The organism is Streptomyces sp. NPDC101490 (assembly GCF_044767145.1).
GTDB lineage: Bacteria > Actinomycetota > Actinomycetes > Streptomycetales > Streptomycetaceae > Streptomyces.
The window spans coordinates 70813-94772 of sequence record NZ_JBIWNI010000017.1; the positions used below are offsets into that span (position 1 = coordinate 70813).

Below are 23960 nucleotides of genomic sequence, written 5' to 3' on the forward strand. Positions count from 1 at the left end.
ACATGCCCGCGCCGCCCCCCGATGTCGCCCGTCCGGCCGCAGGCCCGCCCCGAGGGCGTGTTTCGAAAGTCCCGCCTGCCTGGCGGCGTCTGGTGCGCACGCTCGCCGCGTTGTCGGGATCACCCCGATACATCCAGTACCGGGGCGACCCTCCGCCTTGCGATCGCACGCACCAGACGCCGCCAGGCCTGCCCTCCGGGCAGACGACGCCACTTTCGAAACACGCCCTAGGAGGGGCGGGCCTGCGGTCCTTCCGGTGCCGGGCAGGGGCCCGGCTCCTGAATCCGGATCAGATGATGCCGAAGAGCATGCCCGCCGCGAGGACGACCAGCGAGGTCAGCGCCGCCCACTTCACGGTGAACCTGGTGTGGTCGCCGAACTCCACCTTCGCCATGCCGACGAGGACGTACACGGCGGGCACCAGCGGGCTCGACATGTGCAGCGCCTGGCCGACCAGCGAGGCCCGCGCGATCTCCAGGGGCGAGACGCCGTGGGCCGCGCCCGCCTCCGCGAGCACCGGCAGCACGCCGAAGTAGAAGCCGTCGTTCGACATGAAGTAGGTGAGGGGGAGGCTCAGCAGGCCCGTGACCAGCGCCATGTGCGGGCCCATGCCCTCGGGGATGGTGTTGACCAGCCAGTCGGCCATGTGCTTGACCATGCCCGTACCGGTGAGGACACCGGTGAAGACGGCGGCGGCGAAGACCATGCCGGAGACGTTGAGGACGTTCTCCGCGTGGGCGGCGATCCGCTCCCTCTGCTCGCTCATCTTCGGGTAGTTGACGGTGAGCGCGAGCGCGGCGCCGAGGAGGAAGAGGACCGGGATCGGCATCAGTTCGAGGATCATCGCGGTGAGCAGCGCGATGGTCAGACCGGCGTTGAACCAGTACAGCTTCGGGCGGAGCGTCGGCCGGTTCGGGTCGAGCCCCTGGAAGCCCTCGTCGCCACCCAGGACGGCGACGGAACCGGCGGGACCGGCGGAGCCGGAATCGGAGGAGCCGTCGGCGGCGGTGCCCGAGAGGGCTCCGGCACCGGAACCGGCGGCCGACTTCCCGGCCTTCCCGGCCTTACCCGTCTTGCCGGACTTCCCGCCCTTGCCCGACGTGGTGGAGGTGTCCGAGGTGCCGCCACCCGTCCCGACCAGTACGGTCTCGTTCTCCGGCGTGAGGGCCTCGTCGAGCGTGAGGTAGCCGACGCGCTTGCGCTCACGCAGACCGAGGGCGTACGCGAGGACGAAGACGAAGAGCAGGCCGACGCCGAGCGCGGGGATCATCGGGACGAAGATGTCTCCGGCGTCCAGCTTCAGCGCGGTCGCCGCACGGGCGGTGGGGCCACCCCAGGGCACGGTGTTCATGACGCCGTTGGCGGTCGCGGCGACACCGGTCATGACGACCAGGCTCATGCCGAGCCGCTTGTAGAGCGGATACATCGCCGAGACGGTGATCATGAAGGTGGTGGAGCCGTCGCCGTCCAGCGAGACGATCGCGGCGAGCACCGCCGTACCGACGACGACCCGCATCGGGTCCGCCTTGCAGAAGCGCAGGATGCCCCGGACGATCGGGTCGAAGAGACCGACGTCGATCATGACGCCGAAGTAGACGATGGCGAACATCAGCATCGCCGCCGTCGGAGCCAGCTTGCCGACCCCTTCGATCACGTAGTCGCCGAGCTGGGCCCCCTGGCCGACCGCGACACAGAAGAGCGCGGGAATGAGTACGAGCGCTGCGATCGGCGACATCTTTTTCGTCATGATCAGAACCAGGAAGGTTGCGATCATGGCGAAGCCGAGGACGGTCAGCATGGAGGACACCTCACGTTCACCCTTGAACTGCCGCCGAGCGGCGGTCCGGATGACCGTAGGTGCCCGCTTCTGTTGTTAACAAGATGTTGACGTGTGAGCAATACGAGCAAAACCCCAGGTCAAGGCAGGGGTGACAGCTCCACGGGGCAGCCGTTCAGGACGGCGGCCCCCGACAGGGGGTCGATCCGGGAGCCGTCGAGGAGCTGATGGACGTCGGTCCCGGGGCGCGCGGACGCGACGGACAGCCGGGTCCCGGGCCGGTCGTGACCCCAGCCGTGCGGGATGCTCACGACCCCCGGCCGCACCCCGTCGCCGCTCTCCACGGGGAGCTCCGGCTCGCCGCCCTCGCCCTTCACCCGGGCGAGCCCGCCGTCGACCAGCCGCAGCCGGGCCGCGTCCTCGGGATGCACCTGGAGGGTGCACCGGCCCGAACCTCCGCCGAGCGCCAGGATGTTGTGCGGCCGGTTGTTGTTCGAACGCGGATGGCGGCGCCCGACGAGCCGGAGGGTGCCCGGGTCGGGTACGCCTCGAAGTCACCCCGGAGCGCTGGAACTCTCCGGATGCGTCACACCAACGAGGGCGCCAGGTAGGCGTGGAGGAGCAGGCGGGTCTCGTCGACGAGCGCGGGGTCTCCGGCGGGATCGGTGCGGAAGGCGAGCCGGACGAGGGCGTCGGCGGTCTCGACACCGACCAGGACCTTCCGGCGCAGATCGGTGTCGGCGGGCCGGTCCAGATGGGCGGCGAGCAGGACGCAGATCCGCTCGGCGACGAGCCGGTTGGGGTCGTCGAGTTCGCCTCCGGCCCCGGCGCCCCCGTTTCCGGCGCTTCCGGTTCCGGCGCTTCCGGCGCTGTCGCCTGCGGCCCCTTCACCTGCGGTGTCTTCGGGTCCGGTCCCGGCGCCCCCTGCCCTGCGGGTCCCGGCGCCTTCCGCCCCGGTACCTTCCGTTCCGGCTCCCTCGCCCTCCTCCCCCTCCGTCTCGCCGCCCCCGCCGGGGCCTTCCTCGCGCTCGCCCGCGTTCTCGCCGGGAGTGGCGGAAGGGATGCCGAAGTCGACGAGGGCGAAGCCCGGGACGGTCCGCTTCATCGCGATGAACTCGTCGAGGACGCCGTCGATGGCCCCGTGCGCGTCGAGGGCCGGGGTCTCGGCGAGGCGGCGCGAGACCCGTCGGGCGTACTCGTCGAGGTTGCGGTGGGCGAGGGCGGCGACCATCGCCCGTTTGTTGCCGAAGAAGCGGTAGACGGAGCCGATGGGGACCCCGGCGCGGCCCGCGACGGCCCGGGTGCTCAGCTGCTCGTAGCCCGTCTCGTCGAGGAGCGCGGCGCAGGCGTCGAGGATGCGGGCGAGCCGCTCGGCACTGCGCTGCTGCACGGGGGCACGGCGGAGGGCGGGCGGAGTCTGGGGTCGCGTCTGGTGCACGGGGACCATGATGCCGCTCCGGTCGGTGGTCGGGCGAGGAGCGCCCTCAGGCGATCAGCAGACCGATGCCGCCGAGGGTGTACGCGATCATCAGGACGAACAGCGGGAGTTGACCTGCGACGGCCCGCTCGGGCGGGAAGAGCCGGACCGCCCGGTCGTGTGCGGCGATCACACCGAGGACGTGGCCGGTGACGATCGCGGAGACCTGGAGCGTGGCGAGGCCCGCGGGACCCAGGAGCGGGGCGGGCGGAAGGGCGTTGTCAGTGCCCCCTGCCATCATGACTGTACGTGGTCCTTCGGTGACGAAGAGCGAGAAGTAGTGGGCGACGAGATAGCCGAGGGCGATGGGCAGCAGCGAGTGGGCGAAGGAGGTGAGCGGGGTGGTGACGGCTCGGTGCATCAGACGCAGGGCGCCCGCGCAGAGTCCGTAGCAGGCGGCGGCGAGGGCGACGGCGGCGAGGAGGCCGAGGGTGGCGGTGGGAGTGGGGCCGAGGGATGAGGTCTGGAGGGTGGTGATCCAGCGGGGGTTGTCGGAGAGGCCGTCGTAGGCGGTGGAGCCGAGGAGGACACAGACGGTGGCGACGAGTCCGGGGATCTGTGGGGTGGCGTCGAGACCGTGGAAGGGGGAGCGCAGGACCAGGCGGCCGTCGGTGCGGCGGCCGAGCGGGGAGAGCCGGGCGAGGAGGGAGGAGAAGACCTCGAAGGGGTCGGCGTGGGCGAACCACCGGTCGCCGTAGCGGGCGGCGCCTACGAGCTGCACACCGGTGTGGACGGCGAGGGCGACGAGGAGGGTGGCGGAGGAGGTGTTGTCGGGGACGACGAGTTCGAGCCAGGTGAAGAGGAGGAGCCCGACGGCGGCCGGGCGGATGCCGACGGCGGCGGGGAGGGGGCGTGGTGTGCGGGGCGGGCGGAGGGAGTGCAGGGCGCGCAGGGGGTTGAGGAGGCGCCAGACGGGGCCGAGAAGGAGGGAGGCGGGGACGAGTCCGACCCAGAGGAGGACGTAGAGGGCCCCGGGCGCGGGGTTGTGGTCCGGGTCGTCGGGACCGAGGAGGAGGTGGAGGAGGACGACGAGGGCGGCGGCGCTGCCGAGGAGGCGGAGGACCGTGCGGGTGGTGGGGGCGTCGGCGGCCCGCTGGAGGGCGGCGGGGAGCGGACGGCCCGCGAGGTCGCCGCGGAAGCGGGAGGTGGACCAGAGCAGGCCGAGGGCGAGGAAGGAGACGAGCAGCGCGGCGAAGGCGCCCGCGTAGGCGTAGAACGGTGAGAGGGGGAGGTCGTGCTGTGAGCCCACGCCGTGGGCGAGGGAGATGCCGGGGCTGAGGGGCGTTCCGGGGGCGAGGGGCGTTCCGCCGGTGAGACCGGACACGGGGGCGGTGGCCCAGACCGCTTGTGCGGCCTGGGCGGCCTGGGCGAGGGGGCCGGTCATCGGACGACGAGTTGAGTCAGCACGAGTCCGGACTCGTGGGTCTCCACCTCGAAGAGACCGGTGCGGTCGACGGTGAGGGTGAGGGTCGCGGGAGTGCCGGGGGCGAGGGTCAGTTCACGGTCGTAGCCGTGTACGTGGACGGTGTCGGCGCGGTCGGCGGTGACCCGGAGGGTGAGGCGGTCACCCTTCTTCAACTCGATGCGGGACGGAGGTGGTGAGACGGTCTTGCCGGTGACGGTGAGGGTGACGGTCCGGCCGGGGTCGGGTGCGGCGGTCCCGGTGGGGCGCGGGGCCCCCGAGGTGGCGGGGCCGGGGGTGGCGGCCGGGGGCGTCCCGGGGTCCGACGGGGCGGGCGCGGCGCCCAGGGGCAGGGTGGTCTGGACGGGGGCACCGGCGACGGCCCAGACGGTGTGGTCGTCCGCGTGGAGCCTGACGGTCAGGGTGCGGGCACCCGGGGGCACGTACCCCCAGGGGCCGTAGAGACGGCCGGTCTCCCGGCCGTCGACCAGCAGACGGGCGTGGCCGCGGCCCGGGAGGGCCCCGCCGCCGGTGCTCTCGGGGGTGAAGCGGAACCTCTCCACCGTGAGGTGGACGTTCCAGCCGCCCTCGCTGTCGGGGACGGCCTCGGCCCGGACGGTCGGCGCGTCGGCCGCGGGCAGCTCCCGGAGCCGGTGCCCGCCCTCGTCCCGGGCCGGGAGCAGGGTGCCGTTGCTCCCGGTGGCCTCCTGGTGGCTGGTCCCCGGCTTGTGGTGGGTGGTGGCGCGGCCGCCACAGCCCACCAGGGCCAGGGCGGCGACCAGGACGCCCATGACGAGCGCCCGGGGAGCCACGAGAGTCCGTCGCGCCAAGGGCCCCCGGGAGGCCCCTCCGGCGCCGGGAAGGAAGGGGGTACGGGCAGCGGCGGGGGTGGGGGCGGACGCATGGACAGAGGCGGGGGCGGGGGCATGGACAGAGGCGGGGAAGGGCGCACTGACGTCCGTACGCGCTGCGGTCCGGACGGAGGCACTCACGGCCGCACGGGCTGCGACACGGCCGGGAGTACGGACGGCTGTGCGGACTGCGGTACGGAAGGGGTTGTGGACGGCCGTACGGACTGCGGTCCCGAAGGGGGTACGGACTGCGGTCCCGAAGGGGGTACGGATCGGGGTCACGCCGTCCCCTCCTCGCCGGGCCTGGCCTGCGCGGGTCCGGACGGGGGCCCGGGACGGAGGCCGGTCGGGGACGCGGACCCGGGGCCGGAAGTGGAGCCGGGGCTGGGGTTGCTGCCGGTGCCGGTGCCGGAACCGGCAGCGAGGCCGGAGCCGTGACGGGACGCCGACGCGCCTCCGGGTGCGGGGCCGGAGCGTGAGCCACCCATGGCGCCCGCCCCGCCCACGGAGCCGGTGGCACCCCCGACACCGCCCGCGGCACCCGCGCCCGCGCCCTCGTCGGTGTCCTCACCGGGTCGCGCTCCCCCGGGGCCCGTGGGCGACGGCGGTTCCGGGGACGGGGCGGCGGAGCTGCGCCCGCCCGCTGCCACGACGGCCCAGAGGACCCAGACCACGCCGAGGAGCAGACGGAGCCAGGCCGGGCTCAGGGGGATGCCCGGGACCATCAGGACCGCCTTGTCGAAGGCGTCGAGGAGGGTGAGGGCGCCCAGGGCCACGGTGGTCCAGGCGAAGACGGGACGGGTGGGACGGAGGGCGAGGCCGAGCAGGGTCCACCAGGCGCCGGTGAGGAGCAGCGCGAGGGCGGGGACGACGGTCGGCGTGAGGGCGAGGGTCGATCCCGCCACGTCGAGGGCGAGGCCCGCGAGGCCGAGGAGGGAGGCGACGGCGGCGAGGCGGCTGCCGCGGAGGCGGCGCCACCAGACGGCGAGGCCCGCCAGGGCGAGGACGAGGGCGCTGCCGAGGGCGAGCTGGGTCTCGACGCGCTGGACGCCCCGGGCGCCGTACCAGTCGCAGCCGGCCGGGAGGCGGCGGGCCTGGACGTTGTAGTCGGCGCAGACGAGGAGCTGGGCGAGCTTGACGGGTTCGCCGACGAGCCGGTCGGTGTCGCCGGAGACGTCGCCCCGGCGGGCTCCGCAGCCGGGGAGGGCGCCGGGAGTGGTGGCGCCGGTGTCGCTCTGCCAGCAGTTGCCGCTGCCCTGGCCGTCCCACCAGACGTCGGTGCGGTTGGGGCGGGAGACGCCCGCCTTGTCGACGCCGAGGCGGTTGCCCGCATAGCGGTTGCGGTGGGAGGTGTCGGCCTGCTTGGCCCAGGCGGACTCGCCCCGGATGAAGGCGGGGACGGCGTTGAGGAAGAAGGCGGTGCGCTGGTGGCCGTAGATCCAGTTGTCCTCGTAGAGGTTCCAGTTGCCGCCCGCGGTGATGATGCCGGTGCCGGGGGGCATGGAGATCTGGGGACAGACGACGCCCTGTTCGTAGCCCCGGTCGACGGGGGGCTTGGCGCAGGTGCCGTCGGCGACGTACGGGTAGTAGTTCGCGTTGTTGTCGTGGATCAGGTTGCGTTCGAAGCGGGCGTGGTTCTGGGGCAGTCCGGGGTGGCCGGGGAAGGCGGAGTCCATGGAGGCGCCGCCCATGTTGTTGTCGAACTCGTTGTCGTGGACCCAGACGGAGTCTCCGGCGGTGCCGGAGTAGCCGACCATGTTGTGGTGGCTGCGGCAGCCGGTGATCTCGATGGAGTAGCGGGGGACGTCGTAGCCGCGCCCGTCGTTGATGTTCGAGGCCGAGCCGGGGTAGATGCCGGAGTCGCCGTTGCCGTAGGACTCGCAGTTCTTGTAGAGGCCGTGGTCGGAGGCGAAGGTGAGGAAGCCGTACTCGTCGTTCCAGCGCGTGAGGACGTCGTCGATGACGAAGCCGTCGGCGGCGAGGACGTACAGCGAGTTGAAGGTGGTGCGCTGGGCGGTGAAGTTGCGGAAGTAGATGCCGTCGGTGCCGTCGGCCCGCAGGGCGTTGAGCTTGCGGTACTTGGCATCGATGACGACATCGAGCCGGGAGGCGCCGGTGCCCTCGATCTGGAGGTCCTTCTTGCCGAGGATGGCGACGAGGTTCTGGTTGTGCGGGCACCGCAGCTGCTGTTCGTAGCTGAGGATCTGGTAGCCGAGGGAGGACTTGGGGGCGTCGAGGGTGGCGCAGGCTCCGGTGGGCTGGGGCTGCGAGGGCTCCTCCTCGTAGAGCCCGGGGAGGATCGCGATGGTGAGGCCGGGCCGGTCGACGGCGTCGACGGCCTGCTGGAGGTGGCGGTAGCCGTCACGGACGCAGCGCTCGAAGAGGGCGAGGTTGCGGGTCCTGAGGGTGGTGGGGAATCCGGAGACGCGGCGGGTGAAGTCGGTCCGGTCGGTCTTGCAGACGAGGAGGTCGGGTTCACCGGTGCGGAGCTTCGGCACGCTGCCGGAGCCGTCGGGGAAGGTGACGGGCCGCTCCTCGTGGGCCTGGGCCCCGGGTGCGGCGAGCAAGGTCGCGGCAAGTGCGGCGAGCACGGCCGAGAGCGTGAGGACGAACCTTCGGGTCCAGGACATGCGCGTGAGAGTAGAGCAATGTTCATCTTTTTTGACCCCCTCGCGCGGACATCCGGACGGACAGCCTTCGCTCGGCGCCCCGGCGACCGAGCGGACAACCGGACGGACAGCCTTCCCTCGGCACCTCGCCGACCGGACGGACAGCCTTCCCGGGGCGCCCCGTTGACGGGAGGGCGCGCGGAATCCTACGGTCATGCATAGGATTCCCTTGGGGACTCAGGACAGGAGCGGTCGATGACCACGGAGCAGGCCAGGAAGACGGCCGAGACGCTCGGCTACACCACGGGCTTCGGCAACGAGCACGGCTCGGAGGCGGTCCCCGGGGCGCTGCCGGACGGCCGCAACTCGCCGCAGCGCGCCCCGCTGGGGCTCTACGCGGAGCAGTTGAGCGGCAGCGCCTTCACCGAGCCGCGGGCCCACAACCGCCGCTCCTGGCTCTACCGGATCCGCCCCTCGGCCGCGCACCCGCCGTTCACCCGGACCGGCAACGGGGGGCTGCGCGGCACGCCGTTCACCGAGACGGTGCCCGACCCCAACCGGCTGCGCTGGGACCCGCTGCCCGAGCCCGCCCCGGGCACCGACTGGCTGGCCGGCCTGTGGACGCTGGGCGGCAACGGTGACGCGACCCAGCGCACCGGCATGGCCGTGCACCTCTACCACGCCAACGCCGCCATGGAGCGGGTCTTCGGGAACGCGGACGGCGAGCTGCTGATCGTGCCGGAGCGGGGCGGTCTGCTGCTCCGCACCGAGCTGGGCCTGCTCGCGGTCCGCCCCGGCGAGGTCGCGCTGGTCCCGCGCGGGGTCCGGTTCCGGGTGGAGCTGCTCGACGCGACCGCGCGCGGTTACGTCTGCGAGAACTACGGGGCGCCGTTCCAGCTCCCCGACCTCGGCCCGATCGGCGCCAACGGCCTGGCCAACGCACGGGACTTCCGGGCGCCGGTCGCCGCGTACGAGGACGTCGAGGGCCCGGTGGAGGTGGTCAACAAGTACTGCGGCAACCTCTGGTCGGCGACGTACGGCCACTCCCCGCTGGATGTCGTCGCCTGGCACGGCAACCACACCCCGTACGTGTACGACCTGCGCCGCTTCAATGTCATCGGGACGATCTCGTACGACCACCCGGACCCGTCGATCTTCACCGTGCTCACCTCGCCGTCGGACACCCCGGGGCTCGCGGGCGTGGACTTCGTGGTCTTCGCACCGCGCTGGCTGGTCGGCGAGGACACCTTCCGGCCGCCGTACTTCCACCGCAACGTGATGAGCGAGTACATGGGCCTGATCGAGGGCGCGTACGACGCGAAGACCGCCGGGAAGGGCGGGTTCGTGCCGGGCGGCGGCTCACTGCACAACATGATGTCGGCGCACGGTCCCGACCGGGAGACCTTCGACCGGGCCAGCGCCGCCGAGCTGCGTCCACAGAAGATCGACGACGGTCTGGCCTTCATGTTCGAGACCCGCTGGCCGCTGGTCACGACCCCGCAGGCGTCGGAGAGCGACCACCTGCAGCGCGGGTACGACGACGTGTGGCAAGGTCTGCAGCGCCACTTCCGGCCGTAGTGTCCCGGCCGTGAGCCCGTAGCCCCCGTACGGAGAAACCGTGACCGCCTTCGCTCCCGACTCCCTGGTCCTGAACCGCAAGCTGCCGCTCTGGTATCAGGTCTCGCAGTCGCTGCGCGCCTCGATACTGGGCCGCGTGCCCGACGCCCCGCTGCGGCTGCCCACCGAGGAGCAGCTCGCGGCCCACTACGGCGTGAGCGTGCTGACCATGCGCCAGGCCCTGAAGGAGCTGGAGGCGGAGGGTCTGATCAGCAGGCACCGGCGGCGCGGCACCTTCATCGAGCCGGGCGCCCGGCGCTCCACCCCGCGCCGGCTGCTGGGCTCGATCGACGCGATCGTGGCGCAGCAGTCGGGCGAGCGGACGACGGTCCTCGGGCACGGCGTCGAGCCGGTGCCCGGGGAGCTGGCGGAGCACTTCCCCGGTGTGCCGGAGGTGATGGCGTACCGGCGGCTGCGCCGGGACGGCGAGAGCGGCGAGCCGACCAACTGGGCGGAGAACGCCGTGCTTCCGGAGCTGGGCGCCGCGATCGACCCGGCGGACCTGGAGCGCTGGCCGATGACGAAGGTCCTGCGGGACGTCGTCGGGGTGCGGATCAGCCGCATCACGGACACGGTCGAGGCGCGGCTCGCCGATCCGGAGACGGCGGGGCTGCTCCAGGTCCCGCTGCTCTCGCCGATCCTCCACTACACCGGCGTCACCTACGACGAGGACGGCCGGGTCGTGGACGTGGCCCGCATCCGCTACCGGGGCGACCGCTTCTCCTTCACGGTCACGGTCGAGGCCCGCTGACGACGCGCGGCCCGGCGGCTCCGCCCCCGAAGCACCCGCCCCGGCTCCGGGCGGGCGCCCGTGGCCCTGAGGGGCCCGTCCCGAGAGGTCCGACGTCGCGGGAGAGCCGGTTCGCGGGAGAGCCGGTCCCCGAGGAGCGTCCGTGGCCGTGAGGGTCCGGCGGGCGGACGGTGGAAGGGTACGGAGCGCCCTCGTTAGCATACGGGGCGTGACGGAAGCCCCCGGAGCGCCCGACGACGACCTGCCCCTCCTCGACGACCTCATGCCGTGGTCCGTCGCGCCCCTGCGCCTCGGCCGCCCGTGGGTCGCGGCCCCGGACGCGCGGACGCTGCGCGCCCGCTGGGACCGGCTGGTCTCGGCCGAGGGGCCCGAGCGGGAGGCCCTGTTCCGGCCCAGCCGGGCGCGCACCCCGTCGAGCGCGGTCGCCGCCCTTCCCGGCCAGCGGACCGGAACCGCCCGCTGGTCCCGAGAGCCCGGCCCGTGCCCGGAGCCGGTGCGGGTGGCGCGGGAGCCGTTCGACGAGCAGTGGCTGCTGCCCGACCACCGGCTGATCGACACCGCGCGCCCGGAGCTGTGGCGGGTCGCCGGGCCGCCTCAGCTCTTCGTGGTGGAGCAGGGGTACGTGCCCGGGGCGGCGGGCCCTGCTCTCGTCGTGACGGGTGTGCTGCCGGAGGGCCGCTCGCCCGCCGGGCGGCCGGGCCGCATCCGGCCGCTGTTCCGGCGCCCGGACGGCCGGGAGCCCAATCTGGCGCCGGGCCTCCTCGCCTTCCTCGGGGCGCGGTACGGGCCCGGGTCCGACGCCCACGCGTGGCTCGCGTGGACCGTGGCGGCGGCCCTGCCCTCCCCCGCCGGGTGCCGGGTGCCGCTTCCCGGGGACCCGGAGGTGTGGGCGGCGGGGGTGGCACTGGGCCGGGAGCTGGTGGACGCGCAGACGCGGGGCGCCCTCAGCGGGACGAAGCCCCGGCTGCCGGGCGGGCGGCGGCCCTATGTGCGGGCGGCGGTCCCGGCGCGGCCGGAGACGATGACGTACGAGGCGGGGGACGGGACGCTGTGCCTCGGCGAGGGGCGCGTCTCACCCGTCCCGGCGGAGGCGTGGGAGTTCCGGGTGGGCGGGGTGCGGGTCCTTGAGCGCTGGTTCGCGCACCGCACGGCCCGGCCGGAGCCCGGGTCACTGGAGGCGATCGGCCCGGCGGAGTGGCCGCAGGAGTGGACCTCGGAGCTGCTCGATCTGATCACGGTGCTCGCGCTGCTCGGCGCCCGGGAACGGGAACGGGCCCGGCTCGTGGAGGCGGCGGTCCTCCCGGCGGGCACGGCGGGGCGGGCGTCGCTGCGGGCGGCCGGGATCCTGCCGCCGCCGGACCGGACCCGCCGCCCGGCTTCCGTACTGGACCATCAGGAGGAGGGCCCGGAGGGGCAGTTCATGCTGTTGTGACGGCCCGGCCGGAACGTGCCCGACAGAACCACCTCCGGCCGGAGCGCCCTCATCAGGACGACATCCGGCCCGGCCGCCCCGCCGTCCCCGCCGTCCCCACCGGGACCACCGGGACCACCGGGACCACCGGGACCACCGGGACCACCGGGACCACCGGGACCACCGGGACCACCGGGACCACCGGGACCACCCTCACCCCGGCCACCCCGACCGCACCAGCCGCCCCTGCCACCCCGGTCACCCCGGCCACCCCGGCGATCTCAGCCCGAACCGCCCCCGCCGCGCGCGGGGTCGAAGGAGTCGAGGAGCCGTCGGATGGTCAGGTCGAAGATCTGCTCCGTGTCGGCCGGGACGGGCGAACCGGCGAGCAGGGCGGCCAGCTGCGGATACCGTCCGCTCGCCAGTTGCCCCCTGAGGTAGGTCCCGCGCACCGCCTGCTCCTCCTCCTCGGTCCAGGGCAGTCCCCTGGCCCGTTCGGCGACGGCGTGCTCGTCGCCGACGGTCGCCATGACCGTGCCGTTGACCATGGCGATCAGCTGCATCTTCACCCCGGCGGGGGCGTCGAGGGGGGCGAGGCAGCCCAGGCACCACTCCAGGAAGCGCAGGGCGTTGGGGGTGAAGCCGTAGGCGGTGGTCGTCATCCGGGGGAGCCAGGGGTGCCGGTGCACGATCGCGCGGGCCTGGTGGGCGACGGCGGTCATGTCGGCGCGCCAGTCACCGCTGGGCTCCTCGGGCAGTTCGTACTCGCCGCTGACGGCGTCGACCATCAGCTCGTGGAGGTCCTCCTTGCGGGGGACGTAGTTGTAGAGCGACATGGTGCCGCAGCCGAGTTCGGCGGCGACGCGGCGCATGGAGACCGCTTCGACGCCCTCGCCGTCGGCGATGCGGACGGCCGCGTCGACCACGTCCCGTCTGCTGTACGCGGGCCTGGGGCCCCGGCCCGCGCGTTCGGGCCGGGTCCAGATCACTTCCGGTTCGGCCGCTCGGCCCGTCATGGATCATCACCTCGCCCCCCATCGTAGTTACGTACAGCGTACGTAGTGGGGTACGGTCACGCCATGACAACTACGTACGCTGTACTTAGTGAAGGTCTGCGGAAGCGCTACGGCGACGTCCAGGCCCTGCGCGGGCTCGATCTCGCCGTCCCCGAGGGCTCGGTCTGCGGCGTCCTCGGCCCCAACGGCGCGGGCAAGACCACCGCCGTCCGCGTCCTCACCACCCTCGTCCGGCCCGACGCGGGGAGCGCCCGGATCGCCGGGCACGACCTGGTGCGCGACCCGGCGGGGGTGCGGCGGGCGATCGCGGTCACCGGACAGCACACCTCCGTCGACGGCGATCTGACCGGCGCCCAGAACCTGCGGCTCTTCGCCCGGCTGCTGCGCGCCCCGCGCTCCCGCGCCGACGAACTCCTGGACCGGTTCGGCCTCACGGAGGCCGCCGGGCGCCCGGCCCGTACGTACTCCGGCGGTATGCGGCGGCGCCTCGACCTGGCCGCCAGCGTCCTCGTACCACCCCGGGTCCTCTTCCTCGACGAGCCGACGACCGGGCTCGACCCGCACAGCCGCAACGCGATGTGGGACGCCGTGCGGGAGCTGGCGTCCGGCGGCACCACCGTCCTGCTGACCACCCAGTACCTGGAGGAGGCCGACCGGCTCGCCGACGACATCGTCCTGATCGACGGGGGGCGGGTCGCGCAGCAGGGCACCCCGGCCCAGCTCAAGGCGCTGGTCGGCGGCTACGCCGAGGTCACCCTCGCCCCCTCGGCCCCGCTCGACGCCGCTGCCGCCGTCCTCGACCGGCTGACCGGCTCGGCGCCCGTCCTGGACCCGGAGCGGCGCACGGTCGGCGCGGTGACCACCGACCCCGCGCTCACCCTCCCCCGGATCGTCCGCGAGATCGACGCGGCCGGGGTCCCCCTCGTCGATGCCTCCCTGCGCCCGCCCACCCTCGACGAGGTGTTCCTGCGCCTCACCGACCGGAAGGAGACCGCCGCGTGAGCACCGCCCTCGTCCACGACGGCGCCGCCGTCCTCGGCCGCCACCTCCGGCGCGTCCGGAACGCGCCCGCCCTCACGGTGATGACCCAGACGATGCCGATCGTCATGCTGCTCTTCTTCGGGTACGTCTGCGGCAGCGCCCTCGCCCTCCCCGGCGCCGAGTACCGCGCCCAACTGGTCCCGGGACTCTTGGTGGCGACGGCCGCCGGCGGGCTCATGACCGGTATGTTCCAGGCCGCCCAGGACGCGCACCGGGGCGTCACGGACCGCTTCCGGACCATGCCGGTCAGCCGGGCCGCCGTCCCCCTCGGACAGGCCCTCGCCGACCTGGTGACCTGCGCGGTCGGCACGGTGCCGCTGGTCCTGGCCGGGCTCGCGATGGGCTGGCGGATCGAGGGGACGCCGATGGAGGCGGTGGCGGCGTTCGGCCTGCTGCTGCTCTTCCGGTTCGCGGCGACCTGGGTCGGCATCCTGCTCGGCCTGGCCTCGAAGAGCGAGGAGGCGGCCGGACAGCTCGCCAGTGCCACGTTCGTGCTCCCGCTGCTGTCCAACGCGTACATCCCGACGGACAACCTGCCGGGATGGCTGCGGACCCTCGCCGAGTGGAACCCGATCTCGGCGGTCACCACGGCGGCCCGGTACCTCTTCGGCAACGCGCCGGTACCCGCCGACGGCGCCTGGCCGGTGACCCACCCGGTGGCGGGGGCGCTCCTCTGGTCGTGCGCCCTGATCGCCGTCGCGGCTCCGCTCGCGGTGCGCCGCCACGCCCGGGGCTGACCCGCGCGGCCCCCGGAGTGACCCGGCCCCTGATGACAAGGGTGTCCCGGCACGGTAGGCAGGGCTGCCATGAGCACTCAGCCACTTCCCCTCGAAGGGATCACGGTCGTCGCCGTCGAGCAGGCCGTCGCCGCCCCCTTCGCCACCCGGCAGCTCGCCGACCTCGGCGCCCGGGTCGTCAAGATCGAGCGCCCGGACGGCGGGGACTTCGCCCGGGGGTACGACACCGCCGCCCGTGGTCTCGCCTCGCACTTCGTGTGGTGCAACCGGGGCAAGGAGTCCGTGGCGATCGACCTCAAGGACGCCCGGGGCCTCGCGCTGGCCCGTCGGCTCGTGGCCGGGGCGGACGTCTTCGTACAGAACCTCGCCCGGGGCGCGGCGGCCCGGCTCGGACTCGACGCCGTCACCCTCTGCGCCGCGCACCCGCGTCTGATCGCCGTGGACGTCTCGGGGTACGGGCCCGAGGGGCCGTACGCGGACCGGCGGGCGTACGACATGCTCGTGCAGTGCGAGGCGGGCCTGGTGGCGGTGACCGGCACCCCGAAGCGGCCCGTCAAGTCCGGGATCCCGGCGGCCGACATCGCGGCGGGTATGTACGCCTTCTCCGGTGTCCTCGCCGCGCTCGTGCGGCGCGGCACGACCGGCAGGGGCGGTCCGGTGGAGGTCTCCCTGCTCGATGCGCTCGCCGAGTGGATGGGGCATCCGCTGCACCACGGGATGCACGGGGGCACTCCCCCGGCGCGTACGGGGCTCGCGCACGCGGTGATCGCCCCGTACGACGCCTATCCGACCGCCGACGGGGGCCTGGTGCTGCTGTCGGTGCAGAACGACCGGGAGTGGCGGCGGCTCGCGGAGCGGGTCCTCGGGCGTCCGGAGCTGGCCGGTGACCCGGCCTTCGCGACGAACGCGGCGCGGGTGGCCGGGCGGGCCGCGACGGACGCCCTGGTCGCGGCGGCGCTGGCCCCGCTGTCGGCGCCCGAGGCGCTGGCGCGGATCGACGCGGCGGGCGTCGCCTGCGCCCGGCTCAACTCGGTCGCAGATCTGGCGGACCATCCGCAGCTGACGGCCCGTGACCGCTGGCGGGAGGTGGAGTCGCCGGTGGGGCCGCTGCGCGCGCTGCTGCCACCGATCGTCTTCCCGGACGGGCCGGAGCCCCGCATGGACCGGATTCCAGCGCTCGGGCAGGACACGGACACGGTCCTCGCCGGTCTGGGCGTGCCGGAGACGGAGGTGCGGGAGCTGAGGGACGCGGGAGTGGTCGCCTGAGAACACCCGGCGGCGGATGACCGGGGATGGCGGTCGGGGGTCGGGGGTCGGTGGTCAGGGGCCAGGGTCCGTGACCGGGGGTGATGGTCGGGGGTGGGGGTCGGGACGGGCCGTCAGGGTCCGGTCGGAGGCGGGCCGTCCGCATCCGCCCGGTCCAGGACTGTCGGGGTCCGCCCGGAGAGCGGTCGTCCCGCCGGAGGGACCGGGCATCAAGGCGACGGCCTCGGCACGGCGGCATGCGGGCGGGCACGGCGAAGCGCCGGACGGGCGGGGACACGTCCGGCGCTTTCACGTCGTTCACGGAGGTACGGGGCCGGGGCGGCCGGGCGGGAGCGGGCGGGAACCTCGGGGTCACGCCCGCCCGGCACGCCCGGTCGTCAGCGGCGCGTACCGAAGAGGGAGCGGCGGAGACGGCGGAGCGGAGCGAAGAGCGAGACCCGCGCACTGCGGCTGCGGTGCCCGTGCACCGGTGCCTCGTGCGTACGCGTCGTCAGTTCCCGCATCAGCAGGGTCGCCTCGGCCGCCTCGCGCTGCGGTATCGCCGGTCCGCCGAGCACCGCGAGATGGCGGTCGAGACGCGAACTGGTCGCACCGCTCCCGCAGGTGATGGCGGGCACTCGCGGCCTGCCACGCATCGCTATCTGTTCCATGTCACTCCCCACCCGTACAAGGGCACCCGACCCAGGGCAGGTTAACCCTATCGCCCCGCCATGACACCCGTGTATCCCGGCGGCAGGATCCGTCGAACGTGTACGGGGGTTGACGCCCACTGTCCGAATCCATCTTATTTCAGGGCGACTTGGACAAGAGCAGACAGGAACAGGCAGGTTTCGCACACCTGCCGCACCGTCACACACCATCCTGCCCCCGGTGTGCGCCCTTGCGGAGACCCCGGCGGGTGTGATCTCCACCACCCGAGCCGTTCGAGCGGCCCCGGGCCACCGGACGGGGTTTCGAAGGGCCCCCTTCGGGCTACGTCTGGATCCATGACGGTGATCGCGGGTCGGTACCGGCTCCTGGACGTCCTCGCCGAGGGAGCGACCGGCACCGTCTGGCGCGCCCTGGACGAGACGGACGGCCGGGAGGTGGCCCTCAAGGAGTTCCGGGTGCCGGACGGGCTCCCCGCTGACGAGTCGCCCCTGTTCCACGCCCGGCGGGAGCGCGCGGCGCGGGCCGCCGCCCGGATCTCGCACCCCTCCGTCGTACGGACCCTCGGCGTGGCCACCGAGGACGGCCGGCCGTGGCTGGTGACGGAGCTGGTGCGCGGGCTCACCCTCGGGGAGACGCTGGAGGCGGCGGGACCGCTGCCGCCGCGCGAGGCGGCGCGGATCGGGGCGGAGGTCCTCGGGGCGCTGCGGGCGGCGCGCGGGGAGGGTGTCGCGCACCGGGGCGTGGAGCCGGGGCACGTCCTGCTCGCCAACGACGGGCGGATCGTCGTGACGGGCTTCGGCACGGCACCGGAGGAGGCTCCCGGAGAGGCGGAGGACCTGGCGTCGGTGGCGGAACTCCTCGCCGCCGCCGGGGCGAAGACGCCCACGGAGGACGCGGAGGCGCTGCGCGCCCTGGTCGAGGAGATGCGTCGGCCGGCCCCCGGGCAGCCACCGGCGGCGGACCGGTTCGAGCGGGAACTGCGACGGCTGGCCACGGGCGGGGCGCGGGGCGCCCGTGAGGAACAGGGGACGGACGGAACCGCGCCGGGCGGAGGCACCCCCGGCGGCCGGACTCCGGGGAGCGACGCCGACGGGGCGCGGGGGCGGCGGGAGACGGACGGCTCCGGGAGCGGCGCCCGTACGGCTCCGCACGGGGGCGGACGACCGGCCCGGGGGACGGGGCCGCGCCGGGCGACCGTGCTTCTGGCCGGTCTGGTCGGCGCCCTGCTGATCGCGGGGGCACTGGCCTACCAGGCGGTACGGGGCTGACGCCCGGCCGGGACGGGGAGCGCGGGAGAAGCGGGGCGGGGCTGGATCAAGGGGCTGCGGGGCCGGGCTCGACGGCCCGGGGCCGGCGCGCCGGGCCCGGTTCTCGGGGTGCGGCACGCCGGGCCCGGTTCTCGGGGTGCGGGCGCACCCGTCGGGCCGGGTCCGGCGCCGGGGACGAGCCGTCCGGTCAGGCCGCGTTCCTGAAGGTGGGCAGGTAGCCGCCGGACTGTCCGGCGGCCGTCGGGTGGTAGGACTCCCCGATGTTGAGCCAGTTGACGCTGTTCAGCCAGGGGGAGCTGGAGCAGATCTCATGGCCGGTGAAGGCCGGGACGACGGCGGCGAAGGTGAAGCCGTGGTCGGCCGCCCGCTTGGCGACGGCGGCGTTGAGGTAGTCGGAGGCTCCGTTGATGGCGCTGCGCTCGGCCTCGCTCAGCCCGGCGACACAGCCGCCGCCGAGCTGGTAGAAGCGCGGGTAGCCGAGGACGACCACGCGGGCGGAGGGCGCCTTGCCGCGGATCGCGGTGTAGACGGCGTCGAGCTTGCCGGGCAGCGTGGTGTCCACGTACCCCTTGGCCTGATTCACACGGTTGATGCAGGTGGCTTCGGACTGAAGCACACAGGTGGTCATGACGTCCGAGAAACCGGCGTCATTTCCCCCGATCGTGAGGGAGACCAGGTCGGTGGCGGCCGAGAGCGGTCCGAGCTGGTTGGCGGTGACATCACCCGTTCGGGCGCCCGAGCAGGCGGTGAACGCGAACGAGGAGGGGGCGTTCGCGTTCTTCCACAGCACGGGGTACGCCTTCGTGGAGCGCTTGCAGTCGCCGCTCGCGCTGTCGTAGCTGCCGGAGCCGACGCCGGAGGAGTACGAGTCCCCCAGCGCCACATAGTCGACCGCGGCGGTTCCGGCGGCCTGGGCGGTGCCCGCCCCGGTGAGGGCGAGGGCGGCGCCGAGCAGGAGCGAGGCGGAGAGGGCGGTGATTCGAGGCAGTCTCATGGCATCTCCCTGTAGCAGGATCTCTGCGTTACCAGGTAGTAGCAGTGGATGCGCCAGACCGGAAGTGTCCATGTCAAAAATGGAAGTGAAGATCTTCCGGCCATCGGACAAAACGCATCACTTTTCAGCCAGTTGGGGAAGCGGAGACTCCGCTCCCGCTCGCCGTCCGGGCGGGAGCGCGACAAACACCCGCAGAGACACCCGGAAGCCCCTCGCCACCGACCCCCGCACACAAACGGATTGACCCGATCCGATCGGGGCGGTTGCCCAACCGACCATAGAAGCTTCGTCAAAGTTCGGAAAAGCGGACCATGCATCCGGCCCTTGCCCTACAGTCCCCCTCATCAATACCGTCGTACATATCACCCGCACCGGACCATCGCGTGAAAGCGGCTCAGGGGAGGGCTCCGGCGTCGCCGGTGGTTCCGTGGCGGGGCGCGGTAGGGGGGTGCCGTGACCGATGTCCGCACATGTGCCGGGGCGCGGCTACCGCGCGGCCGGACATGCCAACTCGCTGATCCCGCAAGGAGATCGATCCTGCGCGGGCGGAGCGGGCGCCCCCCTTTCGCACCGGACACACCGTCGGACCGCCCAAGGGGTGGGCGGTCCACCGGACGAGAGGGAGACCGGACCCATGAGCTCGTTCCCGCGCCCGACCGCCACGGATCAGGAATTGACCGAGCCGAGTCGAATAGCCGCCGAATACCGGGCGATCACCTCTCATCTGGCGATCACTCCGCCGGTGAGTGTCGTCATTCCCGCGATGAACGAGGCAGAAAATCTTCCGTACGTCTTCCGGACGCTTCCGGAATGGATTCACGAAGTCGTTCTCGTCGACGGAAATTCCACCGATGACACCGTGGACGTCGCACGGGCGCTGTGGCCGGACGTCAAGGTCGTCAAGCAGGTCGGCAAGGGCAAGGGCGACGCCTTGATCAGCGGTTTCGCCGCCTGTACCGGCGACATCATCGTCATGGTCGACGCGGACGGCTCGGCCGACGGCCAGGAGATCGTCTCCTATGTCTCCGCCCTCGTCGGGGGCGCCGACTTCGCCAAGGGCTCCCGCTTCGCCAACGGCGGCGGCACGGACGACATGACGACCGTCCGAAGACTCGGCAACTGGGCCCTGTGCACCCTCGTCAACCGCAAGTTCGGCGCCCGGTACACCGACCTCTGCTACGGATACAACGCCTTCTGGCGCCACTGCCTCGACAAGATCACCCTCGACTGCACCGGTTTCGAGATCGAGACCCTCATCAACATCCGGGTCGTCAAGGCGGGACTCAAAGTGCAGGAAGTGCCGAGTCACGAATACCTGCGCATCCACGGCGTCAGCAACCTCAACGCCGTCCGCGACGGGATACGAGTCCTCAAGGTCATCCTCAGGGAGAAGTCCCCCGGCAAGGCCGACCGCCGCCGTCCCGCGCCCTTCTCCGTGAACGTCCCCCGGGGAGAGACCTCTTGAACGACCGCACGACCCCGCCCGGCTTCTCGGTGGTCATCTGCGCCTACACGGAGGACCGCTGGGAGGACACCCTCGCCGCCGTCGCCTCCGTGCGGGACCAGTCGCTGCCGCCGCTGGAGATCCTGCTCGTGGTCGACCACAACGAGCGGCTCCTCTCCCGGCTCACCGAGGAGTACGCCCGGCGGCCCGCCGAGGGGGTGCGGGTGCTCGCCAACACGGGCCCCCGCGGTCTCTCCGCCGGACGCAACACCGGCATCGCCGCCGCCCGGGGCGCGTTCGTCGCCTTCCTCGACGACGACGCCGTCGCCGCACCCGACTGGCTCCACCACTTCGCCGCCGCCTACGACGACCCGCGCGTGCTGGCCGTCGGCGGCCGGACCCTGCCCGCCTGGGCGTCCGGACGGCGCCCCGCCTGGTTCCCCGAGGAGTTCGACTGGGTCGTCGGCTGCACCTACCGGGGCCTGCCCCCCGGCCGCGTCCGGGTACGGAACGTGCTCGGCGGCAACGCCTCCTTCCGCCGTACCGCCTTCGACGCGGCGGGCGGCTTCGCCACCGGCATCGGCCGGGACGGCGACCGGCGGCCCCTCGGCGGCGAGGAGACCGAACTGTGCATCCGGCTCGCCAGGGCACTGCCCGACGCGGTCCTCCTCATCGACGACCGGGCCGTCATCCACCACAAGGTGCCCGCCGCCCGCGAACGCTTCGGCTACTTCCGCACCCGGGTCTACGCCGAGGGCCTGTCCAAGGCCCTGGTCGCCCGCAGCGTCGGCGCGCAGAAGGGCCTGGAGTCCGAACGGCGCTACACCACGAGGGTGTTGCCCGCCGGAGTCCTGCGCGGGTTCCGGGACGCACTGCGCGGCCGTCCCGGCGGCGCGGGCCGGGCCGGGGCCATCGTCACCGGCGTCACCCTGGCCGCGGGCGGCTACGCCCTGGGCACCCTGCGGGCCCGGCGCGACGGAACGGCCTTCGCCTGGGGCCCGATCGAGACCCCCGCGAACGCGGTGGCCGGGCCCGCCGGAGCCTCGACCGCCGAGGGGGCCTCCCGATGAGCGGATCCGCGACCACGCCCGGTACCGACCCCGCGCCCCGGACCACGACCGGCACCGGCGCCATGGCCGGCTCCGGCTCCGTCGCCGTGCCCATCCTCATGTACCACGCCGTCGGCCCCGACCCGGCGCCCGCGGTCCTGGGGCTCTCCGTCACGCCCGAGGCCTTCGCCGCGCAGATGGAGATCGTCGCCGGGCGCGGATTCACCCCGCTGACCACCGCAGCCCTGGCCGCCGCCTGGCGCACCGGCGGTCCGCTGCCCGCCCGTCCCCTGCTCGTCACCTTCGACGACGGCTACGAGGGCGTCCACCGGTACGCCCTCCCGGTCCTGGCCCGGCACTCCTTCAGCAGTACCGTCTTCGTCTCCACCGGCTGGCTGCCCGGCCCGCACGCCACCGGCGGCGCGCCCGACACCATGCTCGGCTGGGCCCAGGTGCGCGAACTCGCCGACGCGGGCGCGGAGATCGGCGGACACAGCCACACCCATCCGCAGCTCGACCAGCTCGACGCACGACGGCTCCGCTTCGAGACCCTGCGCTGCCGCGAGATCGTGGCCGAGGAGACCGGCACCGCCCCGGTCTCCTTCGCGTACCCCTTCGGCTACTCCAGCCGCCGGGTCCGCCGCACCGTCCGGGAGGCGGGCTTCACCCAGGCCCTCGCGGTCGGCAACGCGCGGGCCGGACGCCACCAGGGGCCGTACGCCCTCGAACGCGTCACCGTGCGCCGCTCCACCGGCACCGAGGAGTTCACCCGGCTCGTGGAGGGCCGGGCGCTCGGCCGGAACTTCGCCCTCGACCGGGCCATGACCAAGGGGTACGCGATCGTCCGGCGCGCCCGGGGAGCGGTGCGGGGCCACTGGATCTGACGCCCCGGCAGGGGCGCGGCCCCGGCAAAACCCGGTGCGCGGCCCGACCCCTTGCCGGATCATGGACGCCATGGCTGACACCCCACCGGTTCCCTCGGCGCCGCAGCTCGCGCTGCCGATCCGGCTCAACCTCGACGACAGCGACTCTCCCTCGGACGTCGTCGACGCGCTGTTCCTCGGCCGCTTCGCGACCGGGGAGCAGCCGCACTCGCACAGCACCACCGTCGACCGGGTCCGGCCCGAGGCGACGCTGCTCCCGGCCGGGGCCACCGTGCTGCGGGCCACGAAGGACGACAACCGCAGCGCCCTGCTCGCCGAGGGCGAGGGCTGGACCCTGCTGGTCACCCGCTGGAAGCAGGGTGCGGACGTCACCGTGACGGCCGTCGACGCCGACCTCGCCGAACGGGTCCTGAAGGAGGCCACCGACGGGGCCAAGGACGAGCCGGAGCCCCAGCCGGAGGACGTGACGATGGGCTTCTGGTACATGTCGCCCCGGCGCGGCGCGCACCGGACGACCCGGCAGATCAGCGCCGGGACCTGGGACGAGGTCCGCCCGAACTACTCGGCGCCGGTGGCCGATTCCATGGACCGGCTGATGAAGGTCACCGCCGACTCCGTCACCGGCCGACTCCTGCTGCTGCACGGGCCGCCGGGCACCGGCAAGACCTCCGCGCTGCGGACCCTCGCCCGGTCGTGGCAGGACTGGTGCCAGGTGGACTGCGTGCTCGACCCGGAGCGGCTCTTCAACGACGTCGGCTATCTGATGGACATCGCCATCGGCGAGGAGGAGGGCACCGCGAAGGGGCGCTGGCGGCTGCTGCTCCTGGAGGACTGCGACGAGCTGATCCGGGGAGAGGCCAAGCACACGGCGGGGCAGGCCCTGTCGCGGCTGCTCAACCTGACCGACGGGCTGCTCGGGCAGGGCCGGAACGTCCTGGTCGGGGTCACCACCAACGAGGACCTGGAGCGGATGCACCCGGCCGTGGTCCGGCCGGGCCGCTGCCTGGCCCGGATCGAGGTCGGGCCGCTGACCCGGGACGAGTCGGTGCGCTGGCTCGGCCGGGAGAAGGACGTGCCGCGCGGGGGCGCGACGCTCGCGGAGCTGTTCGCCCTGCGTCGCGGCACGCCCCCGGCGGAACTCCCGGAACCCCGCACGGCGGGGGCGGGCCTGTACCTGTAGGACCCGGTACAGGTCGGACCCGGTACAGGTCGGACCTGTATCCGCGAGGCCCGTCCCCACGGGCCCGTCCCCACGCGCCCGTCCGTGCGGGCCCGTCCCGTGGAGCCGGTCGACGGGCCCCCGGGGAGGTCAGTCGTCGTAGGCGGCGCGCAGTGCCTCGTTGAGCGCCGCCTCCGCCGCCTCGCGGCTGAGACCGAGGCGACGGGCCTCCTCGGCGTACTGGGCGGCGGCGGTGGCGGCCCGGCGGGTCGCCGCGTCTCCGGCGGCTGCGACGAAGGTGCCGTGACGTCCGCGCGTCTCGATCACCCCGTCCGCCTCCAGTGCCTTGTACGCCTTGGCGACCGTGTTCGCGGCGAGCCCCAGTTGCTCCGCGAGCCCCCGTACCGTCGGCAGCTTGTATCCGACCGGCAGTCTGCCCGACCGGGCCCGCTCCGAGATCTGGGCCCGCAGTTGTTCGTAGGGAGCGGTGGTGGATGCGTGGTCCACGGCGATGGTGAGTGTCACCCCGCCGATTCTGCCCCCATGCCACCGGAAA

20 protein-coding genes and 1 pseudogene are annotated in these 23960 nt (G+C 73.6%); 11 read left to right on the top strand and 10 right to left on the bottom strand.

The features are described 5' to 3' along the window. Positions 1 to 289 precede the first annotated feature (289 nt). The 6 genes and pseudogenes from ACIRQY_RS25935 to ACIRQY_RS25960 form a co-directional block, all read right to left on the bottom strand. Positions 290 to 1798, bottom strand: a complete 1509-nt coding sequence (locus ACIRQY_RS25935; protein ID WP_403929819.1) for a CitMHS family transporter — start codon at positions 1796 to 1798, stop codon at positions 290 to 292. Positions 1799 to 1917: 119 nt separating this feature from the next. Further along, positions 1918 to 2313, bottom strand: a pseudogene (locus tag ACIRQY_RS25940) (molybdopterin dinucleotide binding domain-containing protein); the annotation flags it as partial. A gap of 50 nt (positions 2314 to 2363) precedes the next feature. Continuing rightward, the gene (locus ACIRQY_RS25945; RefSeq protein WP_403929822.1) at positions 2364 to 3224 is read right to left on the bottom strand and encodes a TetR family transcriptional regulator; all 861 of its coding nucleotides are present in this window, start codon (positions 3222 to 3224) and stop codon (positions 2364 to 2366) included. A 37-nt stretch (positions 3225 to 3261) separates the two neighbouring features. Beyond that, the gene (locus tag ACIRQY_RS25950; protein ID WP_403929966.1) at positions 3262 to 4521 is read right to left on the bottom strand and encodes a hypothetical protein; all 1260 of its coding nucleotides are present in this window, start codon (positions 4519 to 4521) and stop codon (positions 3262 to 3264) included. 113 nt (positions 4522 to 4634) lie between these two features. Next, positions 4635 to 5447 carry a hypothetical protein gene (locus ACIRQY_RS25955; protein WP_403929969.1) on the bottom strand — a complete coding sequence of 271 codons (813 nt, stop codon included), beginning with the start codon at positions 5445 to 5447 and terminating at the stop codon, positions 4635 to 4637. A gap of 338 nt (positions 5448 to 5785) precedes the next feature. Then, positions 5786 to 8137 carry a right-handed parallel beta-helix repeat-containing protein gene (locus ACIRQY_RS25960; RefSeq protein WP_403929825.1) on the bottom strand — a complete coding sequence of 784 codons (2352 nt, stop codon included), beginning with the start codon at positions 8135 to 8137 and terminating at the stop codon, positions 5786 to 5788. A gap of 234 nt (positions 8138 to 8371) precedes the next feature. On the opposite strand from ACIRQY_RS25960, the gene hmgA reads away from it, so the two are divergent. From hmgA to ACIRQY_RS25975, 3 genes are all read left to right on the top strand, one after another. After that, positions 8372 to 9694, top strand: a complete 1323-nt coding sequence (gene hmgA, locus ACIRQY_RS25965) for a homogentisate 1,2-dioxygenase (RefSeq protein WP_403929828.1) — start codon at positions 8372 to 8374, stop codon at positions 9692 to 9694. Positions 9695 to 9734: 40 nt separating this feature from the next. Beyond that, positions 9735 to 10484 carry a GntR family transcriptional regulator gene (locus ACIRQY_RS25970; RefSeq protein WP_351788850.1) on the top strand — a complete coding sequence of 250 codons (750 nt, stop codon included), beginning with the start codon at positions 9735 to 9737 and terminating at the stop codon, positions 10482 to 10484. Positions 10485 to 10683: 199 nt separating this feature from the next. Continuing rightward, positions 10684 to 11916 (top strand): type ISP restriction/modification enzyme, encoded by a 1233-nt coding sequence (locus tag ACIRQY_RS25975; protein ID WP_403929972.1) that lies wholly within the window; start codon positions 10684 to 10686, stop codon positions 11914 to 11916. A gap of 260 nt (positions 11917 to 12176) precedes the next feature. On the opposite strand, the gene ACIRQY_RS25980 is transcribed toward ACIRQY_RS25975, so the two are convergent. After that, entirely contained in the window at positions 12177 to 12911 is a 735-nt protein-coding gene (locus ACIRQY_RS25980) for a TetR/AcrR family transcriptional regulator (RefSeq protein WP_403929831.1), read from the bottom strand. A gap of 63 nt (positions 12912 to 12974) precedes the next feature. Here ACIRQY_RS25980 and ACIRQY_RS25985 point away from each other — a divergent pair, with 63 nt between their 5' ends. The 3 genes from ACIRQY_RS25985 (at position 12975) to ACIRQY_RS25995 (ending at position 15955) form a co-directional block, all read left to right on the top strand. Further along, positions 12975 to 13913, top strand: coding sequence for an ATP-binding cassette domain-containing protein (locus tag ACIRQY_RS25985; RefSeq protein WP_403929834.1), 939 nt, complete (start codon positions 12975 to 12977; stop codon positions 13911 to 13913). Continuing rightward, a complete protein-coding gene (locus ACIRQY_RS25990) occupies positions 13910 to 14689 on the top strand; it encodes an ABC transporter permease (RefSeq protein WP_403929837.1) in 780 nt (259 codons plus the stop codon). The genes ACIRQY_RS25985 and ACIRQY_RS25990 overlap by 4 nt, the downstream gene beginning before the upstream one ends. 69 nt (positions 14690 to 14758) lie before the next feature. After that, the gene (locus ACIRQY_RS25995; protein ID WP_403929840.1) at positions 14759 to 15955 is read left to right on the top strand and encodes a CaiB/BaiF CoA transferase family protein; all 1197 of its coding nucleotides are present in this window, start codon (positions 14759 to 14761) and stop codon (positions 15953 to 15955) included. A 377-nt stretch (positions 15956 to 16332) separates the two neighbouring features. Here ACIRQY_RS25995 and ACIRQY_RS26000 read toward each other — a convergent pair whose 3' ends face one another. Beyond that, positions 16333 to 16605, bottom strand: coding sequence for a hypothetical protein (locus ACIRQY_RS26000; RefSeq protein WP_403929843.1), 273 nt, complete (start codon positions 16603 to 16605; stop codon positions 16333 to 16335). Positions 16606 to 16941: 336 nt separating this feature from the next. Here ACIRQY_RS26000 and ACIRQY_RS26005 point away from each other — a divergent pair, with 336 nt between their 5' ends. After that, on the top strand, positions 16942 to 17874 hold the full coding sequence (locus ACIRQY_RS26005) for a protein kinase (protein ID WP_403929845.1): 933 nt from the start codon (positions 16942 to 16944) through the stop codon (positions 17872 to 17874). A gap of 187 nt (positions 17875 to 18061) precedes the next feature. On the opposite strand, the gene ACIRQY_RS26010 is transcribed toward ACIRQY_RS26005, so the two are convergent. Further along, positions 18062 to 18868 (bottom strand): SGNH/GDSL hydrolase family protein, encoded by an 807-nt coding sequence (locus ACIRQY_RS26010; RefSeq protein WP_351788871.1) that lies wholly within the window; start codon positions 18866 to 18868, stop codon positions 18062 to 18064. A gap of 634 nt (positions 18869 to 19502) precedes the next feature. Here ACIRQY_RS26010 and ACIRQY_RS26015 point away from each other — a divergent pair. The 4 genes from ACIRQY_RS26015 to ACIRQY_RS26030 all read left to right on the top strand — a co-directional run bounded on the left by ACIRQY_RS26015 (position 19503) and on the right by ACIRQY_RS26030 (position 23425). Continuing rightward, positions 19503 to 20333 (top strand): glycosyltransferase family 2 protein, encoded by an 831-nt coding sequence (locus ACIRQY_RS26015; RefSeq protein ID WP_351788874.1) that lies wholly within the window; start codon positions 19503 to 19505, stop codon positions 20331 to 20333. Further along, positions 20330 to 21382, top strand: a complete 1053-nt coding sequence (locus tag ACIRQY_RS26020) for a glycosyltransferase family 2 protein (protein ID WP_403929849.1) — start codon at positions 20330 to 20332, stop codon at positions 21380 to 21382. The genes ACIRQY_RS26015 and ACIRQY_RS26020 overlap by 4 nt, the downstream gene beginning before the upstream one ends. A 62-nt stretch (positions 21383 to 21444) precedes the next feature. Continuing rightward, entirely contained in the window at positions 21445 to 22245 is an 801-nt protein-coding gene (locus tag ACIRQY_RS26025) for a polysaccharide deacetylase family protein (RefSeq protein ID WP_403929975.1), read from the top strand. Positions 22246 to 22306: 61 nt separating this feature from the next. Further along, positions 22307 to 23425, top strand: coding sequence for a DUF5925 domain-containing protein (locus tag ACIRQY_RS26030; RefSeq protein WP_403929852.1), 1119 nt, complete (start codon positions 22307 to 22309; stop codon positions 23423 to 23425). A 129-nt stretch (positions 23426 to 23554) separates the two neighbouring features. On the opposite strand, the gene ACIRQY_RS26035 is transcribed toward ACIRQY_RS26030, so the two are convergent. After that, the gene (locus tag ACIRQY_RS26035; protein WP_351788881.1) at positions 23555 to 23929 is read right to left on the bottom strand and encodes a GntR family transcriptional regulator; all 375 of its coding nucleotides are present in this window, start codon (positions 23927 to 23929) and stop codon (positions 23555 to 23557) included. Positions 23930 to 23960: the final 31 nt, after the last annotated feature.